Annotated in this window: 13 protein-coding genes; 10 read left to right on the plus strand and 3 right to left on the minus strand. The window is 61.6% G+C overall.

Annotation, left to right across the window (positions count from 1 at the left end):
* The first annotated feature begins 485 nt into the window (after window positions 1–485).
* Window positions 486–3,710, plus strand: a complete 3,225-nt coding sequence (locus tag Q0G85_RS08655) for a YhgE/Pip family protein (protein ID WP_297156821.1) — start codon at window positions 486–488, stop codon at window positions 3,708–3,710.
* Window positions 3,711–5,897, plus strand: a complete 2,187-nt coding sequence (locus tag Q0G85_RS08660; protein ID WP_297156824.1) for a YhgE/Pip domain-containing protein — start codon at window positions 3,711–3,713, stop codon at window positions 5,895–5,897. It abuts the gene before it with no gap.
* Window positions 5,898–5,955: 58 nt separating this feature from the next.
* On the opposite strand, the gene Q0G85_RS08665 is transcribed toward Q0G85_RS08660, so the two are convergent.
* Window positions 5,956–7,347 carry a M18 family aminopeptidase gene (locus Q0G85_RS08665; RefSeq protein WP_297156827.1) on the minus strand — a complete coding sequence of 464 codons (1,392 nt, stop codon included), beginning with the start codon at window positions 7,345–7,347 and terminating at the stop codon, window positions 5,956–5,958.
* A 201-nt stretch (window positions 7,348–7,548) separates the two neighbouring features.
* Window positions 7,549–8,130 (minus strand): hypothetical protein, encoded by a 582-nt coding sequence (locus Q0G85_RS08670; RefSeq protein ID WP_297156829.1) that lies wholly within the window; start codon window positions 8,128–8,130, stop codon window positions 7,549–7,551.
* Between the two features lie 409 nt (window positions 8,131–8,539).
* Here Q0G85_RS08670 and Q0G85_RS08675 point away from each other — a divergent pair, with 409 nt between their 5' ends.
* The 4 genes from Q0G85_RS08675 to queF are packed head-to-tail and all read left to right on the plus strand — an operon-like array spanning window position 8,540 to window position 11,605.
* Entirely contained in the window at window positions 8,540–9,277 is a 738-nt protein-coding gene (locus Q0G85_RS08675; protein ID WP_297156831.1) for a 6-carboxytetrahydropterin synthase, read from the plus strand.
* A complete protein-coding gene (locus tag Q0G85_RS08680; RefSeq protein ID WP_297156833.1) occupies window positions 9,270–10,292 on the plus strand; it encodes a radical SAM protein in 1,023 nt (340 codons plus the stop codon). The genes Q0G85_RS08675 and Q0G85_RS08680 overlap by 8 nt, the downstream gene beginning before the upstream one ends.
* A 4-nt stretch (window positions 10,293–10,296) precedes the next feature.
* Complete coding sequence (queC, locus tag Q0G85_RS08685; RefSeq protein ID WP_297156836.1) at window positions 10,297–11,037, plus strand: 7-cyano-7-deazaguanine synthase QueC; 741 nt, start codon at window positions 10,297–10,299, stop codon at window positions 11,035–11,037.
* A gap of 37 nt (window positions 11,038–11,074) precedes the next feature.
* Window positions 11,075–11,605 carry a preQ(1) synthase gene (gene queF, locus Q0G85_RS08690; protein ID WP_367116885.1) on the plus strand — a complete coding sequence of 177 codons (531 nt, stop codon included), beginning with the start codon at window positions 11,075–11,077 and terminating at the stop codon, window positions 11,603–11,605.
* Between the two features lie 323 nt (window positions 11,606–11,928).
* Here queF and Q0G85_RS08695 read toward each other — a convergent pair whose 3' ends face one another.
* Entirely contained in the window at window positions 11,929–13,227 is a 1,299-nt protein-coding gene (locus Q0G85_RS08695; protein ID WP_297156843.1) for an O-acetylhomoserine aminocarboxypropyltransferase/cysteine synthase family protein, read from the minus strand.
* A 720-nt stretch (window positions 13,228–13,947) separates the two neighbouring features.
* Here Q0G85_RS08695 and Q0G85_RS08700 point away from each other — a divergent pair.
* The 4 genes from Q0G85_RS08700 to Q0G85_RS08715 all read left to right on the plus strand — a co-directional run bounded on the left by Q0G85_RS08700 (window position 13,948) and on the right by Q0G85_RS08715 (window position 19,332).
* The gene (locus Q0G85_RS08700; RefSeq protein WP_297156846.1) at window positions 13,948–14,970 is read left to right on the plus strand and encodes a class B sortase; all 1,023 of its coding nucleotides are present in this window, start codon (window positions 13,948–13,950) and stop codon (window positions 14,968–14,970) included.
* Entirely contained in the window at window positions 14,967–16,472 is a 1,506-nt protein-coding gene (gene purF, locus Q0G85_RS08705) for an amidophosphoribosyltransferase (protein WP_297156848.1), read from the plus strand. The genes Q0G85_RS08700 and purF overlap by 4 nt, the downstream gene beginning before the upstream one ends.
* 39 nt (window positions 16,473–16,511) lie before the next feature.
* Window positions 16,512–17,591, plus strand: coding sequence for a phosphoribosylformylglycinamidine cyclo-ligase (gene purM / locus Q0G85_RS08710; RefSeq protein WP_297156850.1), 1,080 nt, complete (start codon window positions 16,512–16,514; stop codon window positions 17,589–17,591).
* 295 nt (window positions 17,592–17,886) lie between these two features.
* The gene (locus tag Q0G85_RS08715) at window positions 17,887–19,332 is read left to right on the plus strand and encodes a sodium-dependent transporter (RefSeq protein WP_297156853.1); all 1,446 of its coding nucleotides are present in this window, start codon (window positions 17,887–17,889) and stop codon (window positions 19,330–19,332) included.
* Window positions 19,333–19,433 lie beyond the last annotated feature (101 nt).

Genomic DNA, 19,433 nt, shown 5'->3' on the forward strand with positions numbered 1-19,433 from the left:
ACCTCGAATGCGGCGACGCCATGGTCTACTGGACCAGGCAGATCGCCGACATGTCAACGGTGGTTTAACATAGAGCTGGGCGTTCCTATGTACAAATATGCGCGAAGTGCGTACCTTGCTAGCGCGTAAGTTAGTTTGCCGTTTCCAGCTATACGAATAAGCCCAGTTCGTCAGAGCGAAGTCTTTTGGTTTAATGGGGGGTGTTTCCAAGGGTACGCACTTCGCGCATATTTGTACATGCGCCCCGAGGTAGTGACGTCTCCAGGTTGCTTGTGGCTATGGTGGGAGAGGGGGAGGGCAACCCCGCAAGGTACCCGGCAGTTCTTGCTCTTTGAAAGTTATGCCCCACTTGTGGAATTGATTATCTGTGCGCTTGTATCGCGCCCGTTCCCCTTTACAATGCAAAAAAACGCGCTTTCCTTAGGGGAGCTGCGCCATAATGCCGCCAATCATATGCAATCTCAACTACAGAAGGAGGGGCGGGCTTGAAAAACGTCCTGCGCGTTCTCAAACGCGATTTCCTTCGCATTCTGAAAGCACCGGCGTCGATCGTCGTCGTGCTTGCACTTATCGTCCTGCCTTCCCTCTACACGTGGTTCAACGTCGTCGGCTTCTGGAATCCTTACGGCAACACCGGTAACCTGCGCGTTTGCGTGGTGAACGAAGACGAGGGCTCGTCGAGCGACCTTACCGGTGAGCTTAACCTTGGCGACATGGTCGTCGAGCAGTTGCATGAAAACGACCAGCTCGGGTGGGATTTCGTCGATTACGATACCGCCATGGAGGCGGTGAAATCGGGGCAGGCATATGCGGCGTTCGTGCTGCCGAGCGACTTCTCCGCCGACCTGCTCACATTGCTTTCCGGCGATTTCCAGCAGCCTCAGCTTGAATACTACGTGAACGAGAAGATGAATCCCGTGTCGCCGAAGATCACCGACACGGGCGCGAACACGCTCGACAACACGATCAATTCGACATTCGTCGCCACCGTCGCGAAAACGGTGACCGACGCCCTTGGCGAGGAAATAGGCGTCGCGCAGGGCAAGATCGATGATGCGCATACGAACGCCCTTGCCGGGGTCGACAAGGCGCAACAGTCCATCACCGGCGCGCGCGATTCCGTCCAGGGGCTTCGCGACGCGGCCGACCAGTCGCAGTCGAAGGTTGTCGATGCTGCCTCGCTGCTTTCCGATGCGGACGAGGTGCTTGACGATATAAGCGGGCAGATGCTTATCGTCCAATCGCTCATGGGCACCACGCAGACGGACGTTTCAAAGCTCTCATCGGGCCTTATGGGCGCGATGGACGCGGGATCGATGTACCTTTCCCAGTCTGCGGCCAAGGTGAACACGGCGATTGGCGGCGCTGCAGGTTCGGTGACGGAGGCGCAGGGGCGCGTCGACGGCGCAATTGCGCAGGGCAACGCCATGGTTTCAGCGAGCCAGGCGGTCATCGTCCAGATGGAGGCGCTCGTTGGCCAGATGGACGACAGCGATCCCAATAAGGCGAATCTCGAGCAGGTGATTGAGCACCTGAAGCAGGCGAACACGAACGCGTCGCAGTCGCTCTCCGAACTCTCCAAGATGAACACCGACATGGGCAATGTGGCAACGTCGGTCGCTTCGGCGTCCGATTCGGTGAACACCGCCGTGCAAACCACCATATCGAATGCGGACTCCTACCGCGGGACGCTCTCTTCCGAGACGTTTCCCGCCATCAACGCGGGCGTGGGGAACTTAAACGTTGCGGTGGGGAACTTGGCTGCAGCAGCATCGGCGCAGCGCGTGCTCGTCAGCCAGGCGATCTCGCTCACCGACCAGCTTTCCAGCACGCTGGACACGGCCAAGGACGCCCTCGTCCAAACCGACGGCGTGCTCGCCGACTTGCAAGCGAGCATCGACACGGTGAAGACTGACCTCGTCGCGCTGAAGACCTCGACGGCGATCACCGACTTTTTCGGCGACGGCTCGACGATCGATGCCGAGAAGGTGGCGAGCTTCATGCAGTCGCCGACCGAGGTGAAGACGGAGTACCTCTTCCCGCTGAATGCGTACGGCTCGGGCATGGCGCCGCTGTTCATCAACATGTCGCTGTGGATCGGCGTGTTCATGCTCATGGTGATCATGCGAATCGAAGTGGACGACGAGGGCATAGAGAACCTCACGGCCGCGCAGCGCTACATCGCGCGCTATCTGTTCTTCGGGGGGATGGTGTCGCTGCAGGCGATCGTGTGCTGTCTTGGGTGCCTCGTCATCGGCGTGCAATGCGAATCGGTGGTGCTGTTCCTGTTGACGGCGGTGATCGCGTCGCTCACGTATCTGGCCATCCAGCTGACGCTGTCGACCACCCTCCAGCACATCGGCAAGGGTATCTGCGTGATCTTGATCTTCGTGCAGATTCCGGGTGCCACGGGCCTCTATCCCATCGAGATGACATCGCCGTTTTTCCAGTTCATCTACCCGTTCTTCCCGTTCACCTACGGCATTAATGCCTTGCGCGAGACGATTGCCGGGTTCTACGGCCTCGAATGGGGCTCGTTCATCGCGCATTTGGGAATCTTCTTCGCGATCTTCCTTGCGATCGGGCTGGCTTTAAGGCCGTATTTCTCGAACCTCATTCGCCTGTTCGCGCGCGAAATCGAGCGCTCCGACATTATTAACGGCGAGGAAGTGCACTTGCCCGAGCGCCGTTTCCGCGTTGCCCAACTCGTGCGCGTGCTTTCCGATCGTGAGGATTTCCGTCATCACATTTCCGACCACGCTGCGCGGTTTATCCGCTGGTATCCGCGCTTGAAACGCGGCGCGCTCATCGTCGGCATTGCGGTGCCTGCAATCGTTGCCGTCGTGTTTGCGGTGACGGCGATGGAGAAGGTTGTCGTCTTGACGCTGTGGCTTGTGTGGCTCGTGCTCGTGCTCGCGTTTTTGGTGGTGGTCGAGTTCATTCGCGACAACATCGAGCGCCAGGCGTCGCTGAACGCCATGACCGACGACGAGGTCCGCACGCTGTTCGCGGCGCGCAAGGTGTTTATGCAGCCTGCCGTGGCGGGCGCGTCTGCCGGTGGTGGGTCGTCGCGGCGCGCCGCCCAAGTGTCCTCGCGGACAAGCGCGCTTGACGAGAAGGAAGCCGCCGAGCTCGATGCGCTCATGGCCGAGTTGCTTTCGCGTGGAAGCAAGGCGGTTGTGGGCAGGCACGCTCACGGGAAGACCGCGCATGCGGAGAACAATGGCGCTGAGGGTGTTGCGGGTACTGCGGGCGCTGGGAATCCTGCGGGCGCGAAGACGGAGGGCCTGGAGGGTGCCTCGAGTGCTGCTGATACCGCGGGTGCTCCTTCCGAAGGCAGTGTGAAACCGCAGGTGGCGATGGATTCTCAAGCCGTCAACGACAACGCGGCTCCTGTGGGTGCGCACGCAATCCTCGGATCGGATTGTGCTCCTTTAGGCGCGCATGCTGCCCCAGATGCCGACAAGGCTTCCACGGGTGCCCACGCCGCCGTTCGCAAGGGGAAGGCAGCGTCGGGGGCGCACGCGGCACCAAACGACGCGTTCGGGAACGCGCCTGCTGCAGGGGATACCCCCGCCGCGGGCGATTCCGCGCCTGGTGGCAAGGCTGCCGTGAGCGATTCTGCGCCTGAAGGCGACGCTGACGCAGGAGGTTTTGCGCCTCCTTCCGCGTCTGGCTCGAAATCGGAAGAGAACGGGGAGGTGCGATAGATGAAGAATATCTGGCGCATCTTCAAGACCGACATGAAGCACCTGTTCAATAACTCGATCACGGTGATTATCGTGATCGGGCTCGTGTTCTTGCCGTCGATTTTCACGTGGTACAACGTCATCGCCTGCTGGGACGCGTTCGGCAATACGGGCAACCTCACCGTCGCCGTGGCGAACACCGACGAGGGCTACGAGAGCGACCTCGTTCCGCTCGAAATCAACGTTGGCGACCAGGTTGTGAGCGCGCTTCGGGCAAACGACCAGCTCAATTGGACGTTTACGTCCGAGGAAGACGCAATTGACGGCGCGCAGTCCGGGCGCTATTACGCCGCTGTGGTGATTCCCAAAAGCTTTAGCCGCGATATGATGACGTTCTACTCCGACGAGGTCGAGCACGCGAGCATCATCTACTACGCCAACGAGAAGAAGAACGCCATCGCCCCGAAGGTCACCGATCAGGGTGCTGACCAGGTGTCGAACCAGGTGAATCAGGTGTTTCTCGAAACGCTTTCCGACGTGGCGCTCTCTATCGTGTCGTCGCTTTCGAAGTATTCTCAGGATGCCGATTTGAGCGGCGCGGTGGGGACGCTTGCCGACCATGTGGACAATATGGCGGGGCAAATGATGGGCGCGGCGTCGGTTCTGGGCATGTATTCCCAGCTCATTGATTCGTCGCAGTCGCTCATTTCGCAGTCTGGCACGCTGCTCGGGCAGGCGAGGGACGAGGCGTCGAATGTTGGCGACATCGCGAAGGACAGCGGCGCGACCGTTTCCGATATCGCAAGCGCGCTTTCGACGTCGGCCGATTCCCTTTCGCAGGCCATCGACGCGTCCGCCGAAAGCTACAAGGGAATCAGTGCGCAGATCAGCGACGTGTACGACAGCACGGGCGAGCTGACCGACGACACGGCGCAGCATTTGCGCAACCAGGCGGCGGTGGTGGAGACCGAGATCGGGGATTTGAACTCGATCATCAGCGCGCTCGAGGGAATACAAGGAAGCATCGATGCGCAGTACGTCCCCCTTGTTGAGAGCATGGTTTCCCAGCTGAAGCAGACGGTGTCGCTTCTTGAGCAGCTTACGGATTCGCTTTACAAGGCAGCTGACGGCATTCAAGCGGGCTACGGCGATGCCGTCACTCAGCGTGCCGAGATTCAGGAGTTGGCGGATAAAGCTGCGAACAGCCTCAACGATGTGAAAACAGACTATAACGACAACATCAAGCCCGGCTTGGATGAGCTTTCCGCATCGGTGTCGGGGATGGTCTCCACGCTTCAGGATAGTGCCGCGAAGCTTAACTCGGCAAGTAGGGACCTAAGTGGAGATGCCGATTCCGTCGCCACGAAGCTCTCGGACGCGAAGACGAAGCTTGCCAACGCGCAAACCGAGCTTACGTCAACGGCGAGCGAGCTCACGACTCTGAGCGGCAACCTCCGCTCAGCGCTTGCAAGTGGCAATGTCGAGAAGTTGCGCGAGGTCATCGGTTCGAATCCTGCGGTGCTTGCCTCCGCTATAACGACGCCTGTGGCGCTCGACCGTCACGCGCTGTTCCCGGCCGACAACTTCGGCTCGCAGATGGCGCCGCTTTACACGACGCTTTCGCTGTGGATCGGCTCGCTGCTCATGATGGTGGCGATCAAGCCGGCGGTCTCGAAGCGGGGACTGGCCGAGCTCGACAATCCCAAACCCCGCGAGCTTTATTTCGGGCGCTACTGTGTGGTTGCGGTGCTCTCGCTTCTGCAGACCACGTGCGTGGGGCTCGGCAACATGCTGTTCTTGGGCGTGCAGGTGAGCCATCCGCTGCTGTTCATGGTGTGCTTCTGGGTGTCGGGTCTGGTGTATTCGCTGTTCATCTACACCTTGGTGCTTGCGTTTGCGAACCTGGGCAAGGCGATCGCCGTTTTGTTCCTCATCTTACAGGTGACAGCGGGCGGCGGCGCATACCCGTTGCAGGTGCTGCCCGAGTTCTTCCAGATTGCAAGCCCGTTTATGCCGGCGACGCACACCATCAACGCCATGCGCGCGGCTATGATGGGCATCTATAACGGCGATTTCTTTACCGAGATGGGCATGCTGCTCCTGTTCGTGCTGCCTTCGCTTTTGCTTGGGCTTGTCCTGCGCAAGCCGCTCGAGGGTTTCATGGGCTGGTTTGTGGAAAAGGTCGAAGAATCGAAGATGATGGCGTAGGCGCATGAACTGCGGGCGCGGCTCAGCTCGCCCGCGGCTGGTCGCGCCGCGGCGCCTGCTATCCGAGTTCGACGTAGTCCGCGCCGTCGATGCGCAGGTCGGCGTTGTAGAATGCCAAAAGCGCGCGGGTCGCGAGCGCTACGTCGCGCACGCCGATCGTCTCGAAGCTCGAATGCATGGCGAGCTGCGGCAGGCCGACATCGACGCCGTGCATGCTCACCTGGGTATTCGACAAATTCCCCAACGTGGAGCCGCCCGGTGAGTCGCTCCTGTTTGCGAAGGTCTGGTAGGGGATTTCTGCGTTGTCGCAAATCGCGCAGAACACGGCGCGGCTGAAGGCGTCGGTGCAGTACTTCTGGTTGGCTGCTTCCTTCACCACGATGCCCTGGTTGAGGAACACGCGATTGCCCTCGTCGAACCGCTCGGGGTGGTTGGGGCTCACGGCGTGTGCGTTGTCGCAGCTCACAAGCATTGATTTCGCGATGGCGCAGCGCAGATCCTCGGTGGAGTAGCCCAGCGCCGCATTCAGGCGCGAAAGCGTGTCGGCAAGAAGCGTCGACATGGCGCCCTGCTTGGTGTTCGAGCCGACCTCTTCGTTGTCGAAGCACGCGAAAACTGTAATAGCGCGATCGTTCTTGGCGGCGAGGAAGGCTTCGAGCGCAGTGTGTCCGCAGGCCAAGTCATCGAACTTCGCAGCGGAGGCGAACTCGTCCGCTGCGCCCCAGATGCACGGTTGCTGTCGGTTGACCAGGAACAGGTCGCGCGCGACGATGTCGCTCTCGGTGATTCCCAGCTCATCAGCGACTATGGCATCGAGAGGGGTTTTCCCAAGCGCACCCGCGGAGAAGAGTGGGCAGAGGTCGACCTGACGATTCGGGGAGAACTGCTGGTTGATGTCGCGTTGGATATGCGGCGGCATACTGGGGATAAGCGCGAGCGGTTTGGTGGATTCGTACAGGCGGCTTTCCACGCGGCTGCTGTTTCGGACCATCACGCGGCCCGCAATGTTGAGGGGTCTATCGAACCACGTGTAGTCGATAGTGCCGCCGTACACCTCTACGTTGAGTCTTCGAGATGACCCTGGTCCTGCGAGCTCGGCATTCGATTTCACCTTGAAAGTGGGTGAGTCGCCGTGCGATGCGGTGATCTGGAAGTGGTAGTTGTCGAGCGAGGTTGCGACCTTGAAGGCGATGACGCTCGAGTTGTTGCGTGTCGTGTAGTATGCGCCGCCTTGCTCGATGCTCCACGGCTGGGTTTCGGGGAGGTAGGTAAATCCTGCCGCGGTCAGGCGTTTTCCGATTGCTGTGGCTGTGTGGAACATGCTCGGGCATTCGCCGATGAAGCCGAGGAGTTCATGCGCTGCGCGGATGTCCTGCGGCGTTGGTTCGATGTTGCCTGCGCGGGCGTCCTGCTGCGTTGGCTCGGCACTGCGTTGGTTCTCTTGCGTCATTCTGGTCGTCCCTTCGAATCGAATCGCTTCAGTCTAGCACGACTCGGTCTGGTGTGGCCCTGACCTGCCCAGGGGCTGCTCCTGTTGGTTCGACCGACCCGAGCGGTCAGCTTGGTCGGCTCGCTTCGTCGAGGCGGGCCCGCCTCGCGCCCCGCCACCGACACCACCGCTGCGCGGGGTCTCGCCGGATGCCCGGTTCGGTTACTTGCTGCTCTTCGCGGCGCCTCGGGCTGCCTGCTTTGCTGAGGAGAGGACCGCTCCTGTAGCTCTTTTCAGGCTTGTGAACAGGGGTTTCGCTTCACAAGCAACGCTTTTTGCGGCGCCGCTTACGACATGGGCGGCTGTGGTGGCTCCTTGAGTGAAGCCTTTTGCGACCTCGGGAGCGCTTGTCGCTGCCATCTCGGCGGCTTCTCGCGCTATGGCTCCCGTTTTAAGGGCGGCGTCCTTCGCCTTTTCGCCCGCTTTGCCCGCTGTTTGTTTTGCGGCGTCTGCGGCGAGACCTGCCGCCTTGGAGGCCGCCTCGTCGAGGCGCTCTTCCAAAGGAGTTGCCGCGCGCCCCGTGTAATTACGATTTCCCTTGCTCACAAGTGCCGCGCCGCCGACGATTGCCGCAACACCCGGTCCGGGGAGAACGAGCATGGGAATGCCCGCCGCCGTAAGCGCACTTCCAGCAGCGACCTGGGCTACGCCCTTTGCCTTCTTTGCAAACGTCGATTCGCCTTCCATGGGAAGGACCTCCGGAATCACGACCTGGCTTTCTGTGGGTGTTGCGTTTTCGGGCATTTCGGCTCCTCCGTTCGGCTTTGTGCTAAGGGTAGCGGCGCTAAGGGCGGAAACGTCCTTTTGAAACGAATCCGTTGCCGAGAGTTACCAAGTGTTATCGTCGGTTGCCGCCGAGATCGCTGGGCGCTACCTCGGGAGTCTGGGTTTGCCCGTCGAGTGGACGACGGGCAGGGGGAAAGCGGCGCTGCCCCATCTCTTGCGGCGGTTGAGCCATGCATGGTTGCTCGCTTCAGGTGTTCCCTCTTTGCCCAGGTCGGATGCTTATGTGGAATCATCTGGCCTTCGGTTCGCCCATCGAGCTCATGCGTTATACTGCTTGCCACAGATAATGGACAGTTCGAAAACCTCCTGTCGGTAAACAAAACTAGGGAGCGTCGAATGTCGCTGGCGAGTCATGCCAGGGCGTTCGGTGCGTTATGCGAGAACAAGCGGCTTAGGCTGTCATTGGTATCTCTCGTGCGATTATTGCGGGTTGCAGATACCTCGGATGGTGTGCCTGCGGCTGTGTGCGAAGCTGTTCTGGTCGAGCGGACGCGCTTGCGACGTCCAGTGCCTTGCGCGTGCGGCGCATGCGGCGCACGCGGCATGTTCGTGGTGTGCAATGCATGGCGCCCGCGTCATCGTCGTTTGCGGCATTTGGCGTTCGGCGGCTCGCGCGACCGTTACTTGGCGTTCTTGCGACCTGGGTTTGCCTGCGGTGGTTTTCGCTTACGTGAAAGGTGCGCCGATGTACGGGCTTAAGACCGAAAGCAGCTTCGATGCCGCTCATTTCCTTACCGACTATCATGGCAAATGCGAGAATCTCCACGGTCACCGCTGGCGCGTGGTCGCGTATCTGGAGCAGGAGGAGCTTCAGACGCAGGGCACGCACAAGGACATGGTGATTGACTTCGCCGACTTCAAGGGCGCTTTGCGCGACTTGACCGAGGGCTTCGACCACTCGTTTGTGGTGGAAGAGGGGTCGCTCGCTCCCGATACGCTCGCGTGTCTTGAGCGCGAGGGCTTCTCGCTTTCGATCGTTCCCTTCCGCACGACGGCGGAAAACCTCGCCCGCTATTTTTACGGGAAGCTTGCGGATGCGGGATTCCCCGTGTCGCAGGTCGACGTGTACGAAACCCCCAACAACTGTGCGATCTACCGTGGCTAGCAATCGAGATAGTGCAGGTTCGCAGGCACAGGCTCCAGACGAGGCGAACGCAGGTTCGCAGGCGCAGGTCGTGCTGGGGTGCGATGCTGCGGACGTGCGCGAATCGGGTCGTGAGGTTGCGAACTTGCAGGCGCAGGTCGCGGGCGAGTTGGTCGCAGGGCTGCAGACGCAGGCTGTGGGCGAGGGAATCGCGGACGCGCAGGTCGCGGCCGTGACGGGGTGCGATCTCGCGGGCGAGCCGACTGTCGCGTGCTCCCCAATCACGGACGGGTCGGCTACACCTGCGTCCCTCCAACCGGTTGCAGACCGCCTGTTCCCCGTTGCCGAGCGCTTCATCAGTGTGAATGGGGAAGGGCGCGCCGCGGGCAAACTTGCCGCTTTCATCCGCTTCACGGGATGCAACCTGACGTGTTCGTACTGTGACACCATGTGGGCAAACGCGCCCGCCGCCGCGGATTGTGCCGAGCGCGCATCGGCCGCTGACCTTGTCGCGTGGGTTCGCGAGACGCGAGTAGAGTGCGTGACCCTCACGGGCGGCGAGCCCGCGCTGCAGCCTGAGCTTCCCTGCCTGGTGCGCGCGCTGCTCGCCGAGCTCGGCCCCCTTGAGCGCGGGCTTCGGGTGGAAATCGAGACGAACGGCGCCACTGACCTGCATGAACTCGCAAGGTTGCGCGACGAGTGCGCGTCGCTTCCCGGCCACCTTACGCTTACGGTGGATTGGAAGCTGCCCTCAAGCGGCATGGAGGGTCGCATGTTGCGCGAGAACTTCACGCTCCTCGATGCGCGCGATACCGTGAAGTTTGTCTGCGGCGGGGAAGGCGACCTGGACCGTATGCTGGAAGTATCGCGCGAGCTGGGGCTTCCCAATCGCGTGCCGGTGTATTTAAGCCCCGTGTTCGGGCGCCTCGACCCCGCGCGCATCGTGGATTTCATGCAAGAGAACAACCTCACCTGGGCCACCGTGCAGTTGCAGCTGCACAAGATCATCTGGCCGGGTGTCGAGAAGGGAGTGTAGCCTCGTGGCCACTATCGCAGAAAAGGCGCTCGTTTTGTGCTCGGGCGGCGTGGATTCCACCACGTTGCTTGCCATGGCGGTTTCCCGCTACAGCGCCGAAAACGTGTACGCGCTTTCTATTTCCTATGGTCAGCGCCACAGTAAGGAAATCGAGAGCGCGAAGGCGGTCGCCGCGCATTACGGCGTGGAGCAGCGCTTCTTGGACTTGGGGGCCATCTTCGCCGACAGCGATTGCAGCCTGCTTTCGCACTCGTCGCAGGACGTCCCCGAGGAGAGCTACGCCGATCAGCTCGCCGAAAGCGATGGCAAGCCGGTGAGCACTTACGTCCCTTTCCGCAACGGGCTTTTCCTCTCGGCGGCGGCCTCGATGGCGCTTTCGCTCGGGTGCAGCGCGATTTACTACGGTGCGCACCACGATGATTGGGCGGGCAACGCTTACCCCGATTGCTCGCGCGAGTTCGTCGACGCGATGAATCGTGCGATTGAGGAAGGGACGGGTGGCGAACTCCATCTTTGCGCGCCGTTTGTGGAAATGTCGAAGGCCGATATCGTCGCTCGCGGCATTGAGCTGGGCGTTCCCTACGAAATCACCTGGAGCTGCTATGAGGGCGGCGACTACCCGTGCGGCGTGTGCGGGACTTGCATCGATCGCAACCGCGCGTTCGAGGCGAATGGGATGCGCGATCCGCTGCTCGACAAGCTTGACGCCGAGCGGGCGGCGACGAACGAGGAAGGGGAGGAATAGCATGACAAACGCGCAAAACGCAACGAACGCGAAGAACATGGAGAACGTGGCGAACGCGACGAACGAGGCGGACGGCAAACCGCAGCGCGGGGGGACCGACGACCTGTCGCTTTTGGGCAACCAAGGCGTGCGCTATCCGCAGACTTACGACCCAAGCGTGCTCGAAACCTTCGAGAACAAGCACCCGGGCAACGACTACTTCGTGAAGTTCAACTGCCCCGAGTTCACCAGCTTGTGCCCGATCACCGGGCAGCCCGACTTCGCCACGATCTACATCGCCTACGTGCCGGGCGAGCACATGGTGGAGAGCAAAAGCCTGAAGCTGTACCTGTTCAGCTTCCGCAACCACGGTGACTTCCACGAGGACTGCGTGAACATCATCATGAAGGACCTCATCAAGCTGATGGATCCGAAGTATATCGAGGTCTGGGGCAAGTTTCTGCCGCGCGGGGGCATCTCCATCGACCCGTATTGCAACTATGGCAAGCCGGGCACGCGCTGGGAAGACGTGGCCTGGGAGCGCCTGTCGCACCACGACCTTTATCCCGAGAAGGTGGACAACCGCTAGAAGGCGCGCGAGCAGGGGAAAGCGAGCGGGCGCAACCCGGGGCGGGCGCATAGGGAAGACGAGCGAGCGGATGTCCCGTGGCGTTGTCCGCAGCGACCTGCGACCCGCAGCGAGCGGGCGGTGGCGCGCTCGATTAACAAACCGTAGCCCGCACCATATGCATCGCCCGCCGCACAACCTGCGGCAACTCATTTCGCACCCGATGCAAAACAAGGAGCCGCCTGCAGCTTAGAACTGCGGGCGGCCCTCATTCGTTAGGGTTCAAACTATCGCTCAGCTAACTACCGCGCGAACTGATTATCGTGCAGTTAACCGTCGCGCGATTACTTCACCGCTTCGAAGCCCTGCTTAAGGTCGGCCAAGATGTCCTTGATGTTCTCGGTGCCGATGGACAAGCGGATCGTCGTGGGGGAGATGCCCGCGGCCTCAAGCTCCTTCTCGGTCAGCTGCGAGTGCGTCGTCGACGCCGGGTGGATGACGAGGCTCTTCACGTCCGCCACGTTCGCGAGCAGGCTGAACAGCTTCAGGCTCTCGGTGAACTTGCAGGCGGTCTCGGCCGTGCCCTTGATTTCGAACGTGAAAATCGAGGCGGCGCCGTTGGGGTAGTACTCGTCATAGAGCTCCTTGGCGCGGCCGGTCGAAAGCGACGGGTGGTTCACGCGCTCGACCTGCGGATGGCTGTTCAGGAAGTCGACCACCTTGAGCGCATTCTCGACATGGCGCTCGACGCGCAGGGAGAGCGTCTCTAGGCCCTGGAGCAGGATGAATGCGTTGAAGGGCGACAGCGTTGCGCCCTGATCGCGCAGGAGCGTGGCGCGCGCCTTGGTGATATAGGCAGCCTCACCTGCGGCTTCGGTGAACACGACGCCGTGGTAGCTCGGGTTCGGCTTAGCGACCCCCGGGAACTTGTCGGCGTTGCCGGCCCAGTCGAACTTACCCGCATCGACGATCACGCCGCCCATCGCCGTGCCGTGGCCGCCGATGAACTTCGTGGCGGAGGCGACCACCACGTCGGCGCCGTGCTCGATCGGGCGCAGCAGGTAGGGGGTCGAGAAGGTGTCGTCCACGACGAGCGGAAGGTTGTGCTTATGCGCGATGGCGGCCCAGCCCTCGATGTCGAGCACGTCGGAGTTCGGGTTGCCAAGCGTCTCCGCGTAGAGGAGCTTGGTGTTGTCCTGGATGGCGGCTTCGACGGCGTCGAGGTCGGCCGGGTTCACGAATGTGGTGGAAAGCCCCTGCTCGGAAAGGGTGTGCTCGAACAGGTTGAGCGTGCCTCCGTAAAGGTTGGTGGAAGAGACGATGTGGTCGCCCACCGTGGCGATGTTCTGCACGGCGATGGTGATGGCGGCCGATCCAGTGGCGACGCCGAGTGCCCCGACGCCGCCTTCAAGCGCGGCGATGCGCTCCTCGAAGATGGAGACGGTGGGGTTGGTCAGGCGGGAATAGATGTTGCCCGGCTCGGTGAGGCCGAAGCGCCCCGCTGCGGTCGCGGCATCCTTGAACACAAAGGAAGACGTCAGGTAGATCGGCACGGCGCGCGCATCGGTGGCGGGGTCGGGGTTTTCCTGGCCGGCGTGGATCTGCAGGGTTTCAAACGAGTAGGTGTTCTCTTTTTCAGACATGTGGTTATCTCCTAAACCGATTGCGATTACGTTCGCTTATTCATATAGCGGTGGTAGTTATACGTGGTAGAGCCGACTCGGTCAATAGGTTTTCGGGGAAAAGTGGAATTATTTCTCTTGACCTGCTGAAATGCTGATAACCACCTATCTGTTGCATCGATAAGGGCGCAGGAAGGCGTCGCGCACTCAGCTGCCCAAAGGCCGTCCCTCTTTGCTTTCGGGATTGGCACCAAACTGTTAATCGGCGCTTTCACCTGCGTAAATATTTGTTTACAGAAGGCGTTTCGCCAATTGTGGAGCTTGCGTGAAGGAGCGGATGGCGTTACTATGGATACCGCTTAGATTGAGCTTAACCGACAGACGCATTCGCGTCGTGTTTGAAAGAAGGATCGCCATGGACTTGAGCTTCATTCCCGACAATCCGGGGATCATCGCCGGCATCGTCGCCGTCATCGTCGTCATCATCATCGCGTGCATCGCGAAGGGCTTCATCGACGAGCTTAAGAAGAAATAGCTGCATCGCGTCGCCCCGTGCCCTCTTCGGCGCGTGGGGCCAAGTCGGCGGCCTCTCCCTGCGGGGCACGCTTGCCGATGAAATTTGCGTATGCGAGCACCTGTGGCGCCCCCACTCGGGGGCGTCGCTTATTATAGTGAGGTTTCAGCGAAAACACGGATTGCGGGGCGCAGGCTCTGCGGTGGGGAATCCACGGAAAGGCAAGTATGGCCACGAATCGTCGAGGGCGAGGTGAAGCCCAGTTCAGCGGCGGCACGCATGCGCGCACGACCGCCCCTGCGCGCCCAATCGCTCCCGCGCGGAAAAGGCGTTTCGGCCTTTGGACCGCGATTCTCATCGTGGCAATCGCAGTGTTTCTTGCTGCCGCTTTCGCCTTGGGAAGCATCCTGCTCACTTACCATGCGGGTCAAAAATCCTATGACGACGTGGCTGACAAGGCGTTTCTTTCCGATTCCTCCCTCTCTGACGCGTCTGGCATATCGCTCGCCGATCTGACGGTCGACTGGGATGCCCTCCTCGCGATCAACCCCGACACGGTCGGGTGGATCTGCATCCCGGGCACGAACGTGAATTATCCCATCGTCCATGCGCCCGAGTCCGATCCCAGCAAATATCTTACGGTGGATTTCGAGGGCAATTCGGGCGGATGGTGGCTGCCCACCTACGGCACGCCGTACCTGCTCGCGTCGAACGCCGCTGACTTCTCGGACAAGAACAACATCGTGCAGGGTCATCACCTGCAAAATGGGGAAATGTTCGCCGCGATTGCCGACTTCGCCGACGCTGAGCAGTTCAACGAGCATCGCACGGTGTATCTGCTCACCCCAAAGGGCTCATGGCGCCTGCAGTCGGTGTCGCTCGTCCATTGCAGCGGGTCGGAGTCCATCGTTCAGACGAAGTTCGAAAGCGACGCCGCCTTCACGTCCTACGTCGCCGACAAGATCAACCGCAGCATCGTCGATTGCGACCCTGCGGCTCCCGATGCGTCGGCAATTTCCCGCTTCTTCATGTTTTCCACCTGCGACAGCAACACGGACGCGCGCTACGTCCTGTGCTGCGTGCCGGTTGAATACGCCGCCGTTAATACTTCGGGTACGGTGCCTGAAGGTTCGGTTGCGAACAATTCGAACAATACGAACAACGCAAACAGCGGCAACGGTGGGGTTGGCATGGTCGATCCCAACGCGGCCGCGACAATAGACGATGCAGCAAAGGAGATCGTTTCATGAGCACTTCGATACTGCCGGGCGAACGCCCCGACCGCCTCGAAGAGGAGTGCGCTGTATTCGGCGTCTTCGCCCCTGGTGAGGACGTCGCGCGCATGACGTGCTTCGGCCTGCAGGCGCTTCAGCACCGCGGTCAGGAAAGCGCGGGAATCGCCGTGGGAGATGGCGAGACCATTATGGCTTCCAAGGACTTGGGCCTGGTCACGCAGGTGTTCGATGAGGCGAGCCTCGCTGCGCTCACCGGCTTCGTGGCGGTCGGCCATGCGCGCTATTCCACGTCCGGCGCCGCGGCGTCGTGGGAAGCCGCCCAGCCTCACATCTCGGCGATCGACGAGACGCTTATCGCCCTTGCGCACAACGGCACGCTCGTGAACACGAACAGCCTGCGCGCCCGCCTGATCGACGACGGCATCCAACTTCGCTCGGGAACCGACTCCGAGGTGGCCGCGAAGGCGATTGGCGACATCACCAAAAAGACGCATCACCTGCGCGAAGGCATCCGCTTCGCCATGGAGCACCTGAAGGGCGCCTACGCCATGGTGCTCGCGAGCCCCGACTGTCTCTACGCTTTCCGCGATCCGAACGGCATCCGCCCGCTGTGCATGGGCAAGCTTCCGGATGATCGCGGTTGGGTCGTTTCCTCCGAGACCTGCGGTCTTGATATCGTGGGTGCGGAATACGTGCGCGACGTGAACCCGGGCGAGATCGTGCGTTTCAGCAAAGACGGCGTCACCTCCGAGCAGGGCGTGCCCGCCGGGCGCCGCGCGAGCTGCATCTTCGAGTACGTGTACTTCGCCCGCCCCGACTCGGTGATGGACGGTCAGTCGGTCTACCAGGCAAGACGCAACATGGGGCGCATTTTGGCGCGCGAGGCGCCGGCGGACGCGGATCTGGTGCTCGGCGTGCCCGACTCGGGGATCCCTTCGGCTATGGGCTTCGCCTTCGAAAGCGGCATTCCCTACGCCGACGGCATCGTGAAGAACCGCTACGTGGGCCGCACGTTCATCCAACCGACGCAGGCCATGCGCCAGCTGGGCATTCGCCTGAAGCTGAACCCGCTGCCGAGCGTCATCTCGGGCAAGCGCCTTGTCGTGATTGACGACTCCATCGTGCGCGGCAACACTTCCAAAAAGCTCATCGAGATGCTGCGCCAGGCGGGCGCCACCGAAGTCCACATGCGCATCGTGAGCCCCGAGGTGCTCTGGCCGTGCTTCTACGGCATCGACACCGACACGCGCGACCAGCTCATCGCCGCGAACATGACCAACGAGGAGATGTGCGAGTGGATGGGCGCCGACTCGCTCGCGTTCATCAGCCTGCCCGGCCTGCGCGAGTCGCTTCCCGACGTGCGCGAACCCGGCTTCTGCGAGGCGTGTTTCTCGGGCGACTACCCCGTGGAGATTCCGCCTTCCACGGCCAAGAAGAGCTTCATGACCAAGGCGGATTTCGCCGCGGAGTACGCGCGCGAGAGTGAGAAAGCTGAGAAAACCCAGGTCACCCTGTAATTGCTTGCAGGATGGAAACTTTACGAGAAGGAGCGAAAAGTGAGCGAGGAAATCACCTACGCGGCGGCCGGCGTTGACACGGCGGAGGGCGCGCGAGCGGTCGATGCGATCAAGGAAACCGTGCATTCCACCTACCGCCCCGAGGTTGTGGGCGACATCGGCGGCTTCGGCGGCCTGTTCTCCATCGCGGCGGCGAAGGATATGGAAGACCCGCTGCTCGTGTCGGGCACCGATGGCGTGGGCACCAAGCTTAAGGTGGCCCAGCTTATCGGCAAGCATGGCACGGTGGGAATCGACCTTGTCGCCATGTGCGTGAACGACATCCTCGCCTGCGGTGCCGAGCCGCTGTTCTTCCTCGACTACATCGCCATCGGCAAGCTGCGCCGCGAGCATGTGGCCGAAGTCGTGGCGGGCATCGGTGAGGGCTGCCGCCAGGCGGGCTGCGCGCTCATCGGCGGCGAGATGGCCGAGCACCCAGGTGTTATGGACCCTGACGATTACGACCTGTCCGGCTTTACGGTGGGCGTGGTCGATCGCCCGAAGATGCTCGATCCCGAAAGCGTGCGCGAGGGCGATGTGCTCATCGGACTCGCGTCGTCGGGCCTGCATTCCAACGGTTACTCGCTCGCGCGCAAGGTGTGCGTGGAGGGGAAGAGCGCCGAGGATCTCCTCGCGCCCGTGGACGCGCTCGGCGGTCAATCGGTGGGCGAGGCGCTGCTCACCCCGACGCGCATCTACGTGAAACAGGTGCTCTCCGTGCTCGCCGAGTGCCCGCAAGCCGTGCGCGCGCTTGCTCACATCACGGGCGGCGGCATCACCGAGAACCTCAACCGTGCGCTGAACGCGCAGGTGAACGCGCAGGTTGATTTGGGCACATGGCCCGTTCCCGCCATCGCGAAGTACGTGTGCGAGGCAGCCGACCTCTCCGAGGGCCAGGCGCTCAAGACCTTCAACATGGGTGTTGGCATGGTCTTGATTGTCGACCCCGAACGCGCTTGCGAGGTGGAAGCTGCCCTGGCCAAGGCGGGCGAGACCACCTATCGCGTGGGCCGCATCGTTGCCGGCGCAGGTGAAGTGGAATACACAGGCGAGGGAAACCTGTACGACTTTAGGGGGTAGGAGACAACCCCTTAAAGTGGGCGTCCGCGCGGCATGATGCGGGTTGCTCACCTGAGGTTGGATGTGCATTACGGAGAAGGCCTCGAAAGGGGCCTTCTTTGTGCTCCGGCGAGCACTTCGCGCTGTAGCTTTTCGTTGGCATCGTCGCCGAGGTGGCACGTCGCTCACGCAGTACGCCCATGCCACGCTCGGTCCCGAAACGCGCGCAAAACGCCTGGGCTAGGCGGCGCTCCTGTGAGACAATAGGTCGCTGGCGCGCATGGTGCGCGTCGGAAGACGATAGGGAATACAAAGTATGTCAGAGCAGAGTTCGGGCGCGTCATCTGCGACGGCGCCTTCACGCGAGCATTTCGCATCGCGTTTGGGATTCATCCTCATCAGCGCCGGGTGCGCGATCGGGTTGGGCAACGTGTGGCGCTTCCCCTACATCACAGGGCAGTACGGCGGCGCGGCGTTTTTCTTCATCTACCTGGTGTTTCTTGTGATTTTGGGGCTGCCCGTCATGATCATGGAATTCGCGGTTGGGCGCGCGTCGCAGAAGTCGGCGGCTCAGGCGTTCGACAAGCTGCAGCCTTCGGGCACGTGGCACTGGTTCTCCTGGTGGGGCTACATTGGCTGCATGGTGCTCATGATGTTCTACACCACCGTGTGCGGTTGGATGCTCTCCTATGTGCCGAAAATGGCGTCGGGCGTGTTCAATGGCGCGGACGCGCAGATGACGGCAGGCGTTTTCTCGGATATGCTTGCCGACCCCGTGGGGCTTGTCGCGTGGATGGTTGCGGCTGTCGTGGTTGGTGCGGTTGTGTGCGGCATGGGCTTGCAGAAGGGCGTCGAGCGCGTCACCAAGTGGATGATGGCGACGCTGTTCGTGGTCATGGTTGTGCTATGCGTGCGCGCGGTGACGCTGCCCGGCGCGGGGGAGGGCATCGCTTTTTACCTCGTGCCTGATCTCTCGCGCCTGTTCGCGGGCGTGACGCCGGCCGAGCAGTGGGCGACGTTTAGCGATGCGGTGTTCGCCGCCATGGGGCAGGCGCTCTTCTCGCTTTCGCTCGGTCTTGCTTCGATGGAAATCTTCGGGTCCTACATTGGACGCGAGCGCAGCCTCACCGGCGAGGCTATCTCGGTGACCGCGCTCAACACCGTCGTCGCCGTCCTGGCGGGCCTTATCATCTTCCCCGCATGCTTCGCTTATGGTGTAAGTCCTGATCAGGGGCCGTCTCTCGTGTTCGTGACGCTGCCTGTGGTGTTTGGGCAGATGCCTTTGGGCAACGTGTGGGGTGCGCTGTTCTTCGTGTTCATGAGTTTCGCCGCGCTGTCGACGGTGATCGCTGTGTTCGAGAACCTTATTAGCTGGTCGATCGACAAATGGGGCGTTACCCGTCGTCGCGCCGCCGCGGTCACGGGCGTTCTCGTGCTCGTGCTGTCGCTGCCGTGCGCGCTTGGGTACAACGTCCTTTCGGGTGTGACGATTCCGGCGATCGGCGACATCCAGTCGATCGAGGATTTCATCGTGTCGGGCAATCTGCTTCCCCTGGGCTGTCTGTTCTTCGTGCTGTTTTGCACAACGCGCTGGGGCTGGGGCTGGGATAGCTTTCTCGCCGAGACCGATGCGGGCCGGGGCGTGCGTTTCCCCGCGCGGGCGCGCCTGTGGCTGAAGTACGGGATTCCCGCGCTGATCCTCGTCATCTTCGCGTTGGGATATGCCCCGAAGATCGCGGCGTGGCTGGGGCTTGCGGGGTAATTGCGTTCTTCTCCGATTTCTGCCTCTCTATGTTAAACCACCGTTGACATGGGTGTCCCATCGGCGGCCCTCCCGAAAAGCAGGCTCCCCCTATCATGGGG

Origin of the sequence: uncultured Ellagibacter sp., assembly GCF_934617235.1 — a bacterium.
In the GTDB taxonomy this organism is placed as follows: Bacteria; Actinomycetota; Coriobacteriia; order Coriobacteriales; family Eggerthellaceae; genus Ellagibacter.